We start from the raw sequence: 16,620 nt of genomic DNA, 5'->3' as shown, positions 1-16,620 counted from the left end.
ATGGCAACGACGCCCACCCGCGCAGACAAGTTCTCCTTCGGTCTCTGGACCATCGGCTACAACGGCACCGACCCGTTCGGCGGCCCCACCCGCCCGGCCCTCGACGTGGTCGAGGCGGTCGAGAAGCTCGACGAGCTCGGCGCCTACGGCCTGACGTTCCACGACGACGACCTGTTCGCGTTCGGCTCGACCGACGCCGAGCGGCAGACCCAGATCGACCGGCTCAAGGGCGCGCTCGAGGCCACGGGCATCGTCGTGCCGATGGTCACCACGAACCTGTTCTCGGCGCCCGTGTTCAAGGACGGCGGTTTCACCTCGAACGACCGCCAGGTGCGCCGCTTCGCGCTCCGCAAGGTGCTCCGCAACATCGACCTGGCTGCCGAGCTCGGCGCGTCGACGTTCGTGATGTGGGGCGGCCGCGAGGGTGCCGAGTACGACTCCGCGAAGGACGTGCAGGCCGCGCTCGAGCGCTACCGCGAGGCCGTGAACCTGCTCGCCGAGTACGTCACCGACAAGGGCTACGGCATCCGGTTCGCCATCGAGCCGAAGCCGAACGAGCCCCGCGGCGACATCCTCCTGCCGACCCTCGGCCACGCGATCGCGTTCACCGAGACCCTCGAGCGTCCCGAACTGTTCGGCATCAACCCCGAGGTCGGCCACGAGCAGATGGCCGGCCTGAACTTCACCGCCGGCATCGCCCAGGCGCTCTACCAGGGCAAGCTCTTCCACATCGACCTCAACGGTCAGCGCGGCATCAAGTACGACCAGGACCTCGTGTTCGGCCACGGCGACCTGCAGAACGCGTTCTCGCTCGTCGACCTCCTCGAGCACGGCGCTCCGCAGGGCGGCCCGGCGTACGACGGCCCCCGGCACTTCGACTACAAGCCGAGCCGCACCGAGGACATCACGGGCGTCTGGGACTCCGCGGCGGCGAACATGCGCATGTACCTGCTGCTCAAGGAGCGCGCCGAGGCGTTCCGCGCCGACCCCGAGGTGCAGGCCGCGCTCGAGGCGTCGAAGGTGTCCGAGCTGAGCACGCCGACGCTGAACAGCGGCGAGTCGTACGACGACTTCCTCGCCGACCGCACCGCGTTCGAGGACTTCGACGCGGACGCGTACTTCGGCGGCAAGGGCTTCGGCTTCGTGAAGCTGCAGCAGCTCGCCATCGAGCACTTGATGGGCGCTCGCAGCTGATGGCACTGGTGGCGGGGGTCGACTCGTCGACCCAGTCCTGCAAGGTCACGATCCGCGACGCCGCCACCGGTGCCGTCGTCCGGCAGGGACGCGCGTCCCACCCGGACGGCACGTCGGTGGACCCCCGCCGCTGGTGGGACGCGCTCGGCACCGCGATCGCCGACGCCGGCGGGTTCGACGACGTCGCAGCGATCGCGATCGCCGGGCAGCAGCACGGCATGGTCGCGCTCGACGCTGAGGGTCGCGTCATCCGCGACGCCCTGCTCTGGAACGACGTGCGCAGTGCGGATGCGGCCGCGCAGATGGTCGAGGAGATCGGACGGGAGGCATGGGTCGCCCGGACGGGTCTGGTCCCGGTCGCGTCGTTCACCGGCACCAAGCTCCGGTGGCTCCGCGATGCGGAGCCGGAGAACGCGGCACGGGTCGCCGCCGTCGCGCTCCCCCACGACTGGCTGTCGTGGCGGCTGCGCGGGTACGGTCCGGCGGACGAGAGCCCACTGGGTCCGGACCTCGACGCGCTCGCCACCGACGGCTCGGACGCGAGCGGCACGGCGTACTGGGACCCGGTGCGCCGGGACTACGACCCGGAGCTGTTCGAGCTCGCGCTCGGCCGTCCGATGCGCGTCGCCGAGACCGGGGACGACGACGCCGTGGTCGTCCCCCGGGTCGTGGCGCCCGACGAGGCGATGGGCACGCTCGACGTCGACGTGCCGCTGCCGGACGGGGCCGTGGCACCCGCGGGTCTCATCGTCGGCGCCGGACTCGGCGACAACGCCGGGGCAGCGCTCGGCCTCGGACTCGGCCCGGGCGACGTCGCGGTGTCCCTCGGCACCAGCGGCACCGTCTTCGGGGTCACCGACGCCGAGGTGGCGGACCCGAGCGGGACCGTGGCGGGGTTCGCCGACGGGGGCGGGTCGCGCCTCCCGATCGTCACGACGCTCAACGCGGCGCGCGTGCTCGAGGTGATCGGCGGGCTGCTCGGCGTGGACCACGACGAGCTCGGCCGGCTCGCACTCCAGGCGCCGGCCGGCGCCGACGGACTCGTGCTCGTGCCCTACTTCGTCGGCGAACGCACGCCCAACCGGCCGGACGCGACCGCGTCGCTCATCGGCATGACCCCGGCGACGACGGATCGAGCGCACCTCGCGCGCGCCGCCGTGGAGGGCATGCTGTGCGCACTCGCGGACGGCCTCGCCGCCGTCGAGGGCACCGGTGTCACGGTGGACCGGCTGCTGCTCATCGGTGGAGCCGCACGCAACGAGGCCGTGCGCGTCGTCGCGTCGCAGGTGTTCGGGCGTGACGTCCTCGTGCCCGAGCCGGGCGAGTACGTCGCGGCCGGCGCGGCGAAGCAGGCGGCGTGGGCGCTCACCGGAGCACTCCCCGCGTGGGACCTCGACACCGCTGTCGTCCCGGGCGACCCGCACCCCGAGGTCCTCGACCAGTACCGCGCAGCCGCGCGCTGAACCGACACTCCCAGCCCCCGGTGCCGCTCTCGGCGGCGCCGGGGGCATCATCGTCCCCGGAGGACACCGCATGCCATTGACCGACCTGCCCCTCGACGAGCTCCGCCGCTACCGCCCGGAGGTGCGCCGGCCGGACGACTTCGACGCCTTCTGGACGGACACGATCGCCTCGGCCCGTGCCGCGGGAGCCACGACCGAACCGGTCCTCGTCCCCGCGCACACCCCGGTGACCGGCCTGGTCATCGAGGACCTGACCTTCCCCGGGTTCGCCGGCGACCCCGTGAAGGCGTGGGTCTCCCGGCCGGCGTCCGCGGACGGGCCACTGCCGGTCGTCGTCGAGTTCCTCGGCTACAACGGCGGACGCGGACTGCCCGGCGAACGCGTGGCCTGGGCCCTCACCGGGTGCGTCCACGTCGTGATGGACACCCGCGGCCAGGGCAGCGGGTGGGGTTCCGGCGGGGACACCCCCGATCCGCACGGCTCGGGGCCGCACGTCGGCGGTTGGATGACCTCCGGCATCGGCTCTCCCGCCGACCACTACTACCGACGCGTGTACACGGATGCCGTCCGGCTCGTCGACGCCGTGCGCACCCTCCCCGGCGTCGACCCCTCACGCATCGCGCTCGCCGGCGGCAGCCAGGGCGGCGGGATCACCATCGCCGCCGCCGCCCTCGTCGAGGCACACGTCGGACCGCTCACCGCCGTGCTGCCCGATGTCGCGTTCCTCAGCGACTGGGAGAACGGCACCGCCGTGGCGGTCGGCGGCCCCTACCTCGAGCTCGCGGAGTACCTCGCCGTGCACCGCGACGCGGTCGGCACCGTGTGGGACACCGCGTCCTACTTCGACGCGGTGCACTTCGCGGCCGGGATCACCGCCCCCGCGCTGTTCTCCGTCGCGCTGATGGACGACGTCGTGCCTCCCCGGACGACCTTCGCCGCGTACAACGCCCTCGGCTCGGCCGACAAGGCGATCGAGGTCTACGCCTACAACGGCCACGAGGGCGGCGGCTTCGCGCACTGGGAGCGACAGGTGGCGTTCCTCCGTGCGCGCAGCTGAGCCGTCGGACGAGCGCCGGGGCAGATTTTCTGAGATGATCCTCTAACTCAGAAGACAGGAAACGGGATTCATGACATCGGCGTCCGAGGCTTGGCCCGCACTCGAATTCGAAGAACTCCAGTGGCAGAGCCGTTACGCGGAGCACGGGCCGCGAGCGGCTCGACGGACGACGCTGCATGAACGGTATGAAGCTGCGGTGCCCCCGTCCATCGCGCACCGCGCACTCCGGCTCTCTGACGACGTCGCCGTCCTCGCGGACGAGGCGTCCACGGCGCTCGCACGCTTCGACACGTCCTTGGCGAGCGAGGTGGCGCCGTTCGCAGCGCTCCTGCTCCGCTCGGAGGCGGCCGCGTCCTCACAGATCGAGCACCTCACCGCGAGTGCACGGCAGATCTTCACGGCTGAACTCGGCGGTGTCGGCAAACGCAACGCCAGCGAGATCGTGTCGAACACACGAGCCATGCGCACGGCGATCGAACTCTCCGACCAGCTCACGACAGACACCGTGCTGGCCATGCACGAAGTGCTGATGGAACACGACCGACGACACGAAGCCGGTCGGTTCCGCGAGGAGCCCGTGTGGATCGGAACGAGCGGACGATCACCGGTGGGCGCCCAGTACGTGGCTCCGTCGTGGGAACGAGTTCCAGCGCTCGTCGACGATGTGATGGCCTTCGCCCGTCGCCTCGACCTGCCGAGGCTCGCACAGGTCGCGGTCACCCACGCCCAGTTCGAGACGATCCACCCGTTCACCGACGGCAACGGACGAACAGGACGAGCGCTGCTCCAGGCGATGCTCCGATCGAACGAACTCACCCAGAACGTCACGGTGCCGGTCTCTGCCGGGCTGCTGACGGACACCGACGGCTACGTCCGCGCCCTCACGGCTTACCGCCGCGGGGAGATCGAGCCCATCATCCGACGCGTCGCCGAGGCATCCTTCGAAGCGGTCGCGAACGCGCGTGAACTCGTGGACGAGATCGCGTCGATCCGCGCGAGATGGAGAGACGCGTTGACCGCCCGTCGGGACTCCGGCGTCTGGCGAGCGCTCGACGTGGTGGCCCGACAGCCCGTCCTCAACGCATCGGCACTCGCGGCCGGCATGGGGGTGGAACCGAAGAACGCCTACCCGCACCTCGACCGGCTCGTCGAAGCGGGGATCCTGGCGAGGAAGAACGAGTACCAACAAGGGGTCATCTTCCGGAACGACGAGATCCTCCGCGCGCTCGACGCGTTCTCGGCGCGAGCCGGTCGACGCGGCTGATCGGCCCCGCCGTCGTCAGCCGGCGACGAGGGCGGTGACCGCGTCCACCACGACCTGCCGACGTCGCGTCGGGACGACCGCCTGGGTCAGGGCGTCGAACTCCGGTGCCGCCTCGCTCCAGAACGCCGCGACGTGGAGCACGAGTCCCAGCAGCACGGCCGGTCGGTACTTCCGGGGCAGGACCCCGGCACGCTGGGCTCGTTCGACCTCGGCGATCGCCGCCGCGTTCCGTTCGACGATCGCCTCGAGCGGGGCGGCGGCTCCTCGTTCGAGCCGGTGCCAGGTCGCGAGCCGCGGTGCCCACGGTCGCCGAACGTAGGAGTCGTGCAGGCGGCCGGCGTACGCGGGGAGGTCATCGGTGTCGAGCGGGACCTCGTCGAACGTCTCGGCGACGGTCTGGGCGAACAGCGCGTCGAACAGGCCCTCCTTGCTGCCGAAGTAGTGGAAGATCTGCGCCTTGTTGCTCGACGACGCCGCCGCGATGCGCTCGATCCGGGCACCGGCGAGCCCGGTCGCCGCGAACTCGTCGCGCGCTGCGAGCAGGAGCCGCGCGCGCATGGCATCGCTGGCAGGGGGCGTGAATCGGGCCATGGCGACCACCGTATCGATCGACGGGCCCCCGACCGAACTCGATGAGCACGCTCCGTGCTGACGCGTACCCGGCGCCGCGCCCCGGGGGGGGGGGAGGGGTCAGACGCACTCCCACGTGACGATGCGCCGGTCGGTCGGCTCGACCTCGCGGACCGGCCCGGTCACCCGGACCACCGCACGGTCCGTGGCGGAGCCGGGGACGGGCACCGGACCGGACCCGGCACCGACCGCGACGATCCCGTCGGCGTGCACCGCGCCTCCAGGCCGTGACGCCGCGGCGTGGGACGCGACCCAGACCTCGACGTCGCCCGGCTCGACGACCTTCCGCAGGTCGCGGCCGGTGAAGGCGAACCGCTGGACCGGCACGTCGAACCGGACCCGCACCGACTCGGCGGGTGCCAGCGCGACCCGCGCGTACCCGAGCAACTGGGCGAGCGGCCGGGTGACCGAAGCGTGCACGTCGTGCCCGTAGAGCTGCACGACCTCCTCGCCCGCTCGTTCCCCGGTGTTCCGGACCGTCACCGACACGTCGAAGGCGGCGTCGGTCGAGACGCTCTCGTCCACGACGAGGTCCTCGTACGCGAAGGACGTGTACGCGAGTCCGAAGCCGAACGGCCGCACCGGTGTCGAGTCCGCGGCGGTGACGTCGGACGGCCCGCCGAGGCGCGGGTGCAGGTACGTGTACGGCTGCGCTCCGGCCGCTCGCGGCAGCGACACCGGCAGTCGACCCGACGGGGACGCCGCTCCGGTCAGGAGCTCCGCGATCGCGAGACCACCGCCCTCGCCCGGGAAGAACGCCTGCACGACCGCAGCCGGACGGGGTCCGCCGCCGTCGAGCGCCCAGCCGATCGCGTACGGCCGACCGGTGAGCAGCACCATCACGGTCGGGGTGCCGGTGGCGACCACGGCCTCGACGAGTTCGCGTTGGACACCGGGCAGGTCGAGGGACTCGGTGTCGTTGCCCTCGCCGACGGTGCCGCGGCCGAACAGACCGGCCTGGTCGCCGACGACGACCACCGCGACGTCGGACGCCTGCGCCACGGCGACGGCCTCGGCGAAGCCGGACCGGTCCGGACCGGTCACCGTGCAGCCGGCTGCGAAGCGGACGGTCGAGGACCCGAGCGCCTCCGTGAGCGCCTCGCGCACGGTGGGGATGGCGAACCCGAGTGGCAGGTCCGGGTGCGCCGCGAGCACGTGGTTCGCGAAGGAGTAGCACCCCTGCAGGGCCTCGGCCCGGTCGGCGTTGGGGCCGATCAGGGCGAGGGACGCACCGGAGCGGAGCGGCAGGACGGGGGCGCCGCCGCCGGCCGTCTCGTTCGACAGCAGCACCAGCGAGCGGGCCGCCAGCTGCTTCGCGAGCGAGCGGTGGTGGGGTGTGTCGAGGTCGATCCCGGTGGGGGCGTCGTCCTCGAACGCGTCCGGGTCGAGCAGCCCGAGCCGCTCCTTCTGCCGGAGGACCCGCAGGACGGCCCGGTCGACGAGCGTCTCGTCCACCGCGCCGGTGCGGACCCGGTCGACCAGCGGCTCGAGGTACGCGTCGCCCGTCGGCAGCTCGACGTCGATCCCCGCCTCGAGCGCGAGGGTCGCCGCCTCGCCGCGGTCGGCGGCGATGCCGTGCATGACCTCGAGGAACGCGACCGAGAAGTAGTCCGCGACGACGGTCCCGTCGAACCCGAGGCGGTCGCGGAGCACGCCGGTCAGGAGCTCGGGATCGGCGGCGACGGGGACGCCGTCGATCTCCGCGTAGGAGTTCATCACCGATCGCGCTCCCCCGTCCCGCAGGGCCATCTCGAACGGCGGCAGGAAGACGTCCGCGACCTCCCGCGGGCCGGCGTGCACGGGCGCGTGGTTCCGGCCGGCCTGCGACGCCGAGTACCCGAGGAAGTGCTTGAGGGTCGCGTCGACCCCGGCACCCTGCAGTCCGCGGACGTACGCGGTGCCGATCGTCCCGACGAGGTACGGGTCCTCGCCGATGCACTCGTCGACCCGTCCCCAGCGCGGGTCGCGGACGACGTCGAGCACCGGGGCGAGTCCCTGGTGCACACCGAGCTCGCGCATGGACGCACCGATGGCCGCACCGACCTGCTCGACGAGGTCCGGGTCGAACGCCGCGCCCCACGCGAGCGGCGTCGGGAACGTTGCGGCCTTCCACGCGGCGAGTCCGGTGAGGCACTCCTCGTGCACGAGCGCTGGGATCCCGAGGCGCGTCTCGCGCTTGAGTCGCCGCTGTTCGGCCCACAGCCAGGCCGCGCGCTCGTCCGGTTCGACGGGGCGGGTGCCGTACACGCGGGTGAACTGGCCGATGCCGTGGCGCGTGATGTCGGCCAGCGTGCGAGCACCGTCGGCGTCCTGGTGCGCCGCCATCTCGCCCTGCATGGGGGCGACGACGCCGTTCTGGTCGAGCCAGTAGCCGACGAGCTGGGCGGTCTTCTCCTCGAGGGTCATCCCGGCGAGCAGGGCGGTGGCGCGGTCGGGTGCGGTCGTGTCGGCCGTGTCGGCCGTGTCGGCCGTGTCGGCCGTGTCGGCCGTGTCGGCCTGGAGGCGCGGGTCGCCTCCGGCGGTCCGCGTCGCGTCGGTCGCGGTCACCCCTTCACCGCCCCGGTCAGGCCGCCGACGATCCGGCGCTGGAAGACGGCGAAGAACACGAGCGCCGGGATCATCGACAGCGACGTGAACGCCAGGACCCGTGCCGTGTCGACCGAGTACTGCGACGAGAACGCCTGGACGCCGAGCGGCAGCGTGTACGCCGAGGCGTCGTTGAGGATGAACAGCGGCAGGATGTAGCTGTTCCAGCTGCCGATGAAGGCGAGGATGCCGACCGTGACGACGCCGGGCAGCGACAGCGGCACGACCATCCGGAAGAAGAACCCGAGCCTGCTGGCACCGTCGATCGACGCGGCCTCCTCGAGCTCGTCCGGGATCGCACGCAGGAACGGCACGAGGATGATGACCGTCGTCGGCAGCGCGAACGCGATCTGCGGGAGGATCACCCCGGCCAGGCTGTTGGTCAGGCCGAGGTCCTTGACGAGCAGGTACAGCGGCGTGATCGCGACGGTGATCGGGAACATCAGGCCCGCGGCGAACAGGGAGTACAGCGCGTCCCGGCCCCGGAACCGGTAGCGGGCGATCACGAAGCTCACCATCAGGCCGAGCACGACGACGCCGACGGTGGTGGTGACGCCGGCGATGACCGAGTTGCCGAGCTCCTGCCAGAAGACGTTGCTCGAGAGCACCGACAGGTAGTTGTCGAACTGCCACGGGCTCGGCAGCCCCGCGGGGCTCGCGGTGATCTGCGAGTTGCTGCGGAAGCCGCCGAGCACGATGTACGCGACCGGGGCGACGCACACCGCGATGAACAGCAGCGCGACGAAGTAGGTGCCGAGGTTCCGCTGACGCCCGACGGGCCCGGTGTCCCGGGGGCGGCGAGCCCGCTTCGGCGAGACGATGGAGGCGGTGGCGGTCATCGGTCGGCCTTCTCGGTGAGGGCGCCGGCGGTGTCGCGGCGCAGGACGAACCGCTGGTAGACGAGGGCGACGACCAGCGAGATGAGGAAGATGACCACGGCGACGGCGTTGCCGTACCCGTAGTTGCCGGACATGCGGCCGTTCGCGACCATGTACGTCGCCATCGTGGAGGTGCCCGCCGTCGCGGCGATGTACTGCCCCCAGATGATGTAGACGAGGTCGAAGAGCTGGAGCGACCCGATGATCGACAGGAACGCCCAGATGCGCACGGTCGGGCCGAGGAGCGGCAGGGTGATCCGCCGCTGGATCTGCCAGTAGCTCGCGCCGTCGAGCTGCGCGGCCTCGAAGAGCTCCTCCGGGATGCTCTGCAGGCCGGCGAGGAAGAGAATCACCGCGAAGCCGATGTACTTCCACGAGATGATCGCGAGGAGCGTCCAGATCGCGATGTCCGGGTTCGACAGCCAGTCGGCGCGCAGGCCGCCGAGGCCGACCGCCTGGAGCAGGTCGTTCACGGCGCCGCTGGACTGCAGCATGAGGCTCCAGCCGGTACCGACGATCACCTCGGAGATGACGTACGGCAGGAAGATGAGCACGCGGATCAGGCCGCGGCCGCGAATTCGCTGGTTGAGCAGCAGCGCGAGGACGACCGCGATCGGCCCCTGCACGAGGAGCGACCCGATCACGATGAACGCGTTGTGCAGCAGCACGCCCCGGAAGTCCGGGTCGGTGAAGATGATCGCGTAGTTCTGCAGGCCGACGAAGTCCGTGGGGACGCCGTACCCCTGCCACTTGTAGAAGCCGTAGTAGGCGGCGAGCGCGACCGGCAGGATCACGAACCCGACGAACATGATCGTCGCCGGGCCGGCGAGGACCGCGATCTCGACCCGGGTGCGGATGTCGGTGCCCTTGCGGGCCCGGCGGGCCGGGGCCGACGGCGAACCGTCGGCCCCGCCCGTGTTCCGCCCCGTCCCGGACCGCGCTTCGGAGCGGGGTGCGACGGAGGTGGTCATCGGGTCGTCACCCCTTGGCCGCGGCCTGGTTGACGGTCTTGACGATGTCGTCCACCGATCCCTTGCCGGCGAGCAGGTTCACGACGCTCGTGTTCAGCGCGTTGCCGACGTTCTGCCCGTAGACGGTGTCGAGGTAGTTCGACACGAACGGCGCCTTGTTGTACGCCGCGAGCACGTTCTTCAGGTAGGGCTCGGTGACGACCGACTGCGCCGACTGGTTCGCCGGGATGGCGTTGAACGCCTTGTAGTACGCCTCCTGCACGGGCTTCTCGGTCATGTAGTTGAGGAAGTCGGTGCAGGCCTGCTTCGGGGCCTTCGCCGAGCAGGAGTAGCCGTCGACTGCGCCCATCATCGAACCGGGTGCGCCCTTGCCGCCGGAGACCTCCGGGAACGGGAAGAAACCGAGGTCGGCGAGGGGCTTGCCGTCCGGGGTGAGGGAGGAGATCACACCCGGGTCCCAGGCGCCCATGAGTTCCATCGCGGCCTTGTGGTTCGCGACGAGACCGGCGGAGCTCCCGGCACCCTGCTGTGCGGCGGTGGTGAGGTAGCCGTCGTTGAACGGCTTCGTGTCGAAGAACGCCTTGGTGTCCTTGCCCGCCTGCGTCCAGCAGGAGTTCGTGAACTTCAGGTCCTGGGCGGTCTTGTTCAGGACGCTCTCGCTGCAGGCACGGAGGGCGAAGTTGTAGTACCAGTGCGCTGCCGGCCATGCGTCCTTGGCGCCGACGGCGACGGGCTGGATGCCGGCGTCCTTGAGCTTCTGGATGTCGGCGTTGAGCTCGTCGAGCGTGGTGGGCGTGCCCTCGATGCCGGCCTGCTTGAAGAGGTCCTGGCTGTACCAGATGCCCTCGGGGTTGACGTCGACCGGCATGGCCCACGTCTTGCCGTCCTGCTCGTACCCCTTGAAGGCGCCGTCGCTGACCTGGCTCTTGGCGGTCTTCCCGATCGAGCCGGAGATGTCCATGAGCTGGCCGGCGTTGACCATGGCGGCCATCTTGCCGCCGCCGCGCTGCAGGAAGACGTCGGGAGCGGAACCGGAGTTCAGCGCGGTCTGCAGCTTGCCGTCGAGGTCCTCGTTCTGGATCGCCTGGATCTTGATGGTGACGTTCGGGTTCTTCGCCTCGAAGTCCTTGACCGTCTTCTCCCAGAACGCCTTGCCGGGTCCGGTGGTCGAGTTGTGCCAGAAGGTCATCGTGACCTTGCCGTCGCCGTTCGCGGCGTCGCTCCCTGCGGAGCAGCCGGCGGCCACCAGTGCTGTCGCCCCGATCAGCGCGATGGCTGCCGCGGCACGGATCTTCCTCGTCATCGTGGAACTCCTCGTGTCGTCGTTGACATGCAGCGACATCGACTGCCGCTGCGGAGAGCGTGCCAGGTGCCGCGGCGGGTTGTCAATCGATATCGATAACGTTTTCTTTACCGATTACGGGCCAGAGCAGCGGTACGGTGAGCACATGGACACGGCCCTCGGCATGCGTCCCGGAGCCGGCCGGGTCACCATCGCGGACGTCGCGCGTGCCGCCGGCGTCTCGATCCCCACCGTCTCGAAGGTCATCAACCAGCGCGACGGTGTCGCCCCCGCGACGATCGTCCGCGTGCAGGAGGTCGTCGCGCAGCTCGGCTACGAGACCTCGCTCGTCGCGCGGAGCCTCCGCAGTTCCCGGACGGGCGTGGTCGGCATCCTGGTCCCCGAGTTCGAGCCGTTCTCGACCGAGCTCCTCCGCGGGATCTCGAGCGCCACCACGGGCACCGGGTACGAGCTGCTCGCCTACGCCGGGCTCGTCACGGGCGCCGACCAGCCCGGATGGGAACGCCGATCCCTCTCGCGGCTCTCCGGCACGCTGATCGACGGCGCCATCGTGGTGACGCCCACCACGGCGCTCTCGAGCTCCTCGATCCCCGTCGTCGCCATCGATCCCCACACCGGGCCGGAGGGACACGCGACGGTCGACGCCGACAACGAGGACGGTGCCGTCCAGGCGGTCGAACACCTCCTCGCGCTCGGGCACACCCGGATCGCGCACCTCCGCGGCCGGCCCGACCTGGCGTCCGCCCAGCTGCGCGAGGCCGGGTACCGTCGCGCGCTCGTCACCGCAGGTCTCCCGGTCGACGAGGGACTCGTCCGGGACGGCGGCTACCAGGAGGACCGGTCCGCCGCGGTCGCACGGGACCTCCTGACGATTCCCGACCGGCCGACCGCGGTGTTCGCCGCGAACGACTCCTCGGCCGTCGGTGTCCTGCGGGCGGCCGCAGAACTCGGACTCCGCGTCCCCGAGGACCTGTCGGTGGTCGGGTTCGACGACGTGCCGCAGGCCTCGACCACGACACCGCCGCTCACGACGGTCGCGCAGCCGCTCGCGGAACTCGGGTCACGCGCGGTGGAGATGCTCCTCACCATGCTGCGCGGAGAGCCGGCCTCGGACCACGTCCGGCTGCCCACCACCCTGCGCGTCCGCCGGAGCACCGGGCCGAGCCCGGCGCGGGTCACGCCCGGCGCCTGACCCCGGTCCACGCGGCGCGACTCCGCCACGCGCGCAGCGGTCAGCGCCGCAGCGTCTGCTTCGGGTACTCGCCGAACCGCTCGACGTAGAACGCCGAGAACCGCCCGAGATGCGTGAACCCCCACCGGCGCGCCACGTCCCCGACGGTGCCGGGCCGCAGATCGGCGTCGAGGAGCTCGGCCCGCACCCGGTCGAGTCGCACGTGCCGCAGGTACGTCAGCGGGGTCACGTCGAACACCCGCCGGAACGACTCCTGCAGCGACCGCACGCTCAGTCCGGAGGCGGCCGAGAGGTCGGCGACGGTCACGGGCTCAGCGGCATGGTCGTGGATGTACTCGACCGCGGCGCGGAGCCGAGCGTTGCGGGGTTTCCCGAGCACCTCCGGCAGGTCGTCGAGCTGCGGGGGGAACATGTCGAGGAAGACCTCGGCCGCTGCGGACTTCGCGGCCCGCCAGGCGGGCGACTCCGGCCCGCCCACGCGCAGCGACCGGGCGAGCGCCGTCAGCGCCGCCTGCCACCGGCGTGCGGTCTCGACGTCCGGCACGTGCCGGTCGTCGAAGCGGAGCGGGCGCTCGTCCGCCAGACCGCGCCTCGCCGCCACGCGACGGACGAACGCCCGGTCGAAGTGCACGAGGCGCTGGTCGTAGTCGGCGGTGCGGAACGAGAACTCGTCGTCCGGGGGGACGAGCGCGGGCACCTCGGTCGCGACCGTGTACCGCTCGCCGAGCCGTTCGACCTCGGCGGTGCCCGCACTCATCCACGTCACGACGTAGTCGCCCCCGGCGCGCACGACGCCGTGCAGGGCACCGCGCAGCTGCGAACGCCGGATGGTCACCTCGGCGTCCCCGAGCGCTGTGTACCGGTACTCGAAGCCGTCGGCGGTCGGCCGCGCGACCCAGCGGTCGCCGCCGGAGATCTCGCACAGCTCGCGCACGGCGTCCGACGGCCGGTGTCCGGCGACCTCGAAGCGGACGGGGGTGGGCGTCGCCGGCGCGTCGGCGGCGAAGTCGTCCGTCAACGGATCGACCATGCGCACCTCCGGATCGACACGAGTGTCCGGATACCGCTGTACTCCTCGTCGTTCGGAGCAGCGTCGGAGTCGGGTGCGGCGTATCGTGACGCGGAACCGACCAGGACCGAGGGGGCGACCGCATGAGCGAGATCGACCTGACGGCGGCCGTCACTCGACTCGAGGCCGCGATGGGAGCCCTGCGCGGACGCCTGCGTGAACGACTCGGCGTCTCTGGGCCGGACCTCACGGTGGTGCAGTTCGTCGCGCGTTCCGGAGCGGCGGAGCAGAAGGTCCGCGTGAAGGACCTGGCGTCGCACCTCGACTTGACGGGTCCCGCCGTGACGGGGACGGTCGATCGCCTCGAACGAGCGGGACACCTGCGCCGCGTCCCGAACCCGGACGACGGGCGGAGCCGCTTCATCGAGCTGACGCCGGAGACCGAGCGCGCCTACGCCTCGGCGATGGACAGCACGAACGAGCATCTGCACCAGCTGTTGTCCTCCTTCTCGGATCGGGAACGAGCGAAGTACGTCCAGGTCATCGACCGCGTGGTCGATGCCCTCGAGTTCGGCGCCCCGACCCCGTAGCGGCAGGCTACGGGCGCTCGAGCACTCCCCCGGACCCTTTGTCCAGCAAGCGCACTTGGGTAACTTCCCTACCTATCGGACCGGACGGATCACTCCCACGTCCGTAACGTCGAGTCGAGTACCCCCGATCGGGGGTGACTGAGCCGACGAGGAGGAATCATGGGCAACTACGAATCCCAGCAGGGCGTCGACCCGGTTCGCATCGAGACGTTCCGCCGGATGCGCAAGCGCTGGAAGTACGGCGAACTGCAGGACGGTGCCGGTCTGTACGAGGACTTCTTCACGGACACCGCCCGCGACCCGCGTCGCCGCTGACCGCGGTTCTTCGAGCTGACCGACAGTCCACGGGTACACGCCCGTCGGCTGTCGGTCAGCGTGGAACCCGTCCTCGCGGCACGAGCCGCGTCAGCCGAACTCGGGCGTGAACCCGAGGTCGTCCGCGAGCCGCGCGACGACCTCGTCGAAGTACGCCGCGCCGTCCGACACCGACCCGACGTAGTGGCCGAAGAGCTCGAACGACACCGCGCCGAACACCGTCGTCCACGCCATCAGTGTGCGGAGCAGGACTTCCTCCGGCAGTTCCGTGCCGAGCTCGCGCAGGGACGCGACCCCGGCTGCGACCGCCGAGCCGACCAGCCCGGGAGCCGCCGTCGGCGCGCTCGGTGATCCGTGCCTCCCGTCCGACGCGCCCGACGCGGCCGACCCTGAGGCGAGCCGTGCCGCGGTCGCGTCGGCGACCACCCGGACCAGGGTCAGCGTCGTGCGGGACGCGGGCTCCACGGTCTCCCGTGGGGCCGCGTACCCGGGGACCGGCGAGCCGAACAGCAGTGCGAAGTCGCCCGGGTGCGCGATCGACCACTCGCGGATCGCCCGGCAGACCGCGACCCACCGCGCGCCCGGGGACGGCCCGGCGGCCGCGTCAGCGGCCTCGACCGCTGCACCGAGCTCGTCGTAGTCGGCGATGAGCAGCGCGGTGAGCAGGTCGTCACGGCTCGGGAAGTAGCGGTAGACCGCGGACGAGACCATGCCGACGTCGCGGGCCACGGCGCGGAGGCTGAGCTGGGACGGCCCCTCGTCGGTGAGACGGGCGCGGGCCGCGGCGAGGATGCGGGCGTGCACGGTCTCCCGAGCGAGTGCGCGCGCGGTCGGGGCCCGGTCGGTCATCCCTCCACCTTGCCACGCGAGAGCACTGCACACAACCGAGAGCACTGCTCTTGCAATTGGCTGCGAAGCGGTGCATGCTGAGTTCCGAGAGCGCTGCTCTCGGAACGTCTCCGTCGTCGAGGAAAGCAGGAAGTCATGTCGCAGCACCACGTCGTCGTCGGTGCCGGACCCGTGGGTCGGCACGTCGCCGCCCTCCTGGCCGGACGCGGTGAGCACGTCACGGTCATCACCCGCTCGGGCCGCGACACCGGTCTGGAGGCGGTGGGGCACGTCGCCCTCGACGCCTCCGACGCGGACGCGCTCACCCGGGCGACCGAGGGAGCCTCGGTCCTCTACAACTGCGCCAACCCGGGGAACTACACGCAGTGGGAGCAGACCTGGCCGCCGCTCGCCGCATCCCTGCTCGCGGCGGCCGAGCGGACCGGCGCGGTGTACGCGATCACCGGGAACCTCTACCCGTACGGCCCCGTCGACGGCCCCATGCACCCCGGGCTCCCGGACGCCGCCACCGACCACAAGGGCGTCCTGCGCGCGAAGCTGTGGGGCGACGCCCTCGCCGCGCACGACGCCGGACGGGTGCGGGCCGTCGAAGTCCGCGCCTCCGACTACGTCGGACCCGGGATCGGTGGGAACGGCCACATCACGCGCGTGCTCCCCGCCGCGCTGCGGGGCAAGGCCGTGTCGATGATCGGCCGGACCGACCTGCCGCACACCTTCACGGACGTGCTCGACGTCGCCCGGACGCTCGTCGCCGCCGCGGAGGACGAGAGCACCCACGGCCGCACGTGGATGGTGCCGAGCAACGCTCCCCGGTCGCAGGAGCAGGCGCTGACCGAGATGCTGGCCTCAGCGGGGAAGCCGCCCGTGACCGTGCGTCGGCTGCCGGCCGGGATGCTCCGGGCACTGGGGATCGTGTCACCGATGATGCGGGAGATCGCGCAGATGGGGTACCAGTGGACGGCGCCGTACGTGATCGACGACACGGAGAGCCGGACGCGCTTCGGCATCGAGCCCACCCCGTGGGACGAGGTGTGCCGCAGGACGATCGCGGGCCTCGACGCCTGACAGGCGCGCTGTGGCAGCGGTCGTGCGGGTCACGTTCCTCGAAAGCGACACTGTGCCGCGCAAGTTCCGCGGCACACTGTCGCTTTGGCGTGAGGGACGGGGCGGCACGGCTGCACACTGTCGCTTTCGCGGCACCGACGGCACCGGCAGGCAGCACCGCAGGCAGACGGCAGGCGCGGCACCGACGGCGGGCGCGACCGCCCGCCGTCAGGCGAAGCGCGCGTCAGTGGCGCGGCTTGCGCGCCGGACGGTCG

Annotated in this window: 16 protein-coding genes; 9 read left to right on the top strand and 7 right to left on the bottom strand. The window is 71.5% G+C overall.

The window, feature by feature from the left end; all coding sequences use genetic code 11:
- The 4 genes from xylA to HP507_RS01080 all read left to right on the top strand — a co-directional run bounded on the left by xylA (position 1) and on the right by HP507_RS01080 (position 4,978).
- Complete coding sequence (gene xylA, locus HP507_RS01095; RefSeq protein ID WP_175350030.1) at positions 1-1,194, top strand: xylose isomerase; 1,194 nt, start codon at positions 1-3, stop codon at positions 1,192-1,194.
- Positions 1,194-2,657 (top strand): FGGY family carbohydrate kinase, encoded by a 1,464-nt coding sequence (locus tag HP507_RS01090; RefSeq protein WP_175350029.1) that lies wholly within the window; start codon positions 1,194-1,196, stop codon positions 2,655-2,657. Before xylA ends, HP507_RS01090 begins: the two co-directional genes overlap by 1 nt.
- Positions 2,658-2,727: 70 nt before the next feature.
- On the top strand, positions 2,728-3,714 hold the full coding sequence (locus HP507_RS01085) for an acetylxylan esterase (RefSeq protein WP_175350028.1): 987 nt from the start codon (positions 2,728-2,730) through the stop codon (positions 3,712-3,714).
- Positions 3,715-3,910: 196 nt separating this feature from the next.
- Positions 3,911-4,978, top strand: a complete 1,068-nt coding sequence (locus tag HP507_RS01080; protein WP_217508361.1) for a Fic family protein — start codon at positions 3,911-3,913, stop codon at positions 4,976-4,978.
- Between the two features lie 15 nt (positions 4,979-4,993).
- On the opposite strand, the gene HP507_RS01075 is transcribed toward HP507_RS01080, so the two are convergent.
- The 5 genes from HP507_RS01075 to HP507_RS01055 form a co-directional block, all read right to left on the bottom strand.
- On the bottom strand, positions 4,994-5,569 hold the full coding sequence (locus HP507_RS01075; protein ID WP_175350026.1) for a TetR/AcrR family transcriptional regulator: 576 nt from the start codon (positions 5,567-5,569) through the stop codon (positions 4,994-4,996).
- Between the two features lie 99 nt (positions 5,570-5,668).
- Positions 5,669-8,014 carry a beta-xylosidase/alpha-l-arabinosidase gene (locus tag HP507_RS01070; protein WP_175350057.1) on the bottom strand — a complete coding sequence of 782 codons (2,346 nt, stop codon included), beginning with the start codon at positions 8,012-8,014 and terminating at the stop codon, positions 5,669-5,671.
- Between the two features lie 137 nt (positions 8,015-8,151).
- A complete protein-coding gene (locus tag HP507_RS01065) occupies positions 8,152-9,033 on the bottom strand; it encodes a carbohydrate ABC transporter permease (RefSeq protein WP_175350025.1) in 882 nt (293 codons plus the stop codon).
- A complete protein-coding gene (locus tag HP507_RS01060) occupies positions 9,030-10,043 on the bottom strand; it encodes a carbohydrate ABC transporter permease (RefSeq protein WP_175350024.1) in 1,014 nt (337 codons plus the stop codon). The genes HP507_RS01065 and HP507_RS01060 overlap by 4 nt, the downstream gene beginning before the upstream one ends.
- A gap of 7 nt (positions 10,044-10,050) precedes the next feature.
- Positions 10,051-11,346 carry an ABC transporter substrate-binding protein gene (locus tag HP507_RS01055; protein WP_175350023.1) on the bottom strand — a complete coding sequence of 432 codons (1,296 nt, stop codon included), beginning with the start codon at positions 11,344-11,346 and terminating at the stop codon, positions 10,051-10,053.
- 145 nt (positions 11,347-11,491) lie between these two features.
- Here HP507_RS01055 and HP507_RS01050 point away from each other — a divergent pair, with 145 nt between their 5' ends.
- Positions 11,492-12,538 carry a LacI family DNA-binding transcriptional regulator gene (locus HP507_RS01050; protein ID WP_254700865.1) on the top strand — a complete coding sequence of 349 codons (1,047 nt, stop codon included), beginning with the start codon at positions 11,492-11,494 and terminating at the stop codon, positions 12,536-12,538.
- Positions 12,539-12,578: 40 nt separating this feature from the next.
- Here HP507_RS01050 and HP507_RS01045 read toward each other — a convergent pair whose 3' ends face one another.
- Positions 12,579-13,568 (bottom strand): helix-turn-helix transcriptional regulator, encoded by a 990-nt coding sequence (locus HP507_RS01045; protein WP_175350022.1) that lies wholly within the window; start codon positions 13,566-13,568, stop codon positions 12,579-12,581.
- 122 nt (positions 13,569-13,690) lie between these two features.
- Between HP507_RS01045 and HP507_RS01040 the strand changes: the two genes are divergently transcribed.
- Positions 13,691-14,137, top strand: coding sequence for a MarR family winged helix-turn-helix transcriptional regulator (locus HP507_RS01040; RefSeq protein ID WP_175350021.1), 447 nt, complete (start codon positions 13,691-13,693; stop codon positions 14,135-14,137).
- Positions 14,138-14,296: 159 nt separating this feature from the next.
- Entirely contained in the window at positions 14,297-14,452 is a 156-nt protein-coding gene (locus tag HP507_RS01035; RefSeq protein WP_175350020.1) for a hypothetical protein, read from the top strand.
- Positions 14,453-14,542: 90 nt separating this feature from the next.
- Here the strand turns inward: HP507_RS01035 and HP507_RS01030 are convergent, their stop codons facing one another.
- Entirely contained in the window at positions 14,543-15,301 is a 759-nt protein-coding gene (locus HP507_RS01030) for a TetR/AcrR family transcriptional regulator (RefSeq protein ID WP_175350019.1), read from the bottom strand.
- A 135-nt stretch (positions 15,302-15,436) separates the two neighbouring features.
- Between HP507_RS01030 and HP507_RS01025 the strand changes: the two genes are divergently transcribed.
- A complete protein-coding gene (locus HP507_RS01025; protein ID WP_175350018.1) occupies positions 15,437-16,366 on the top strand; it encodes an NAD-dependent epimerase/dehydratase family protein in 930 nt (309 codons plus the stop codon).
- Between the two features lie 10 nt (positions 16,367-16,376).
- Positions 16,377-16,620 (top strand): hypothetical protein (locus HP507_RS17520; protein WP_217508360.1); only part of this gene is annotated, 244 nt, incomplete at its 3' end.

The organism is Curtobacterium pusillum (assembly GCF_013359865.1).
Taxonomy (GTDB): Bacteria; Actinomycetota; Actinomycetes; order Actinomycetales; family Microbacteriaceae; genus Curtobacterium; species Curtobacterium pusillum.
This window is presented reverse-complemented; position numbering and strand designations above follow the sequence as displayed.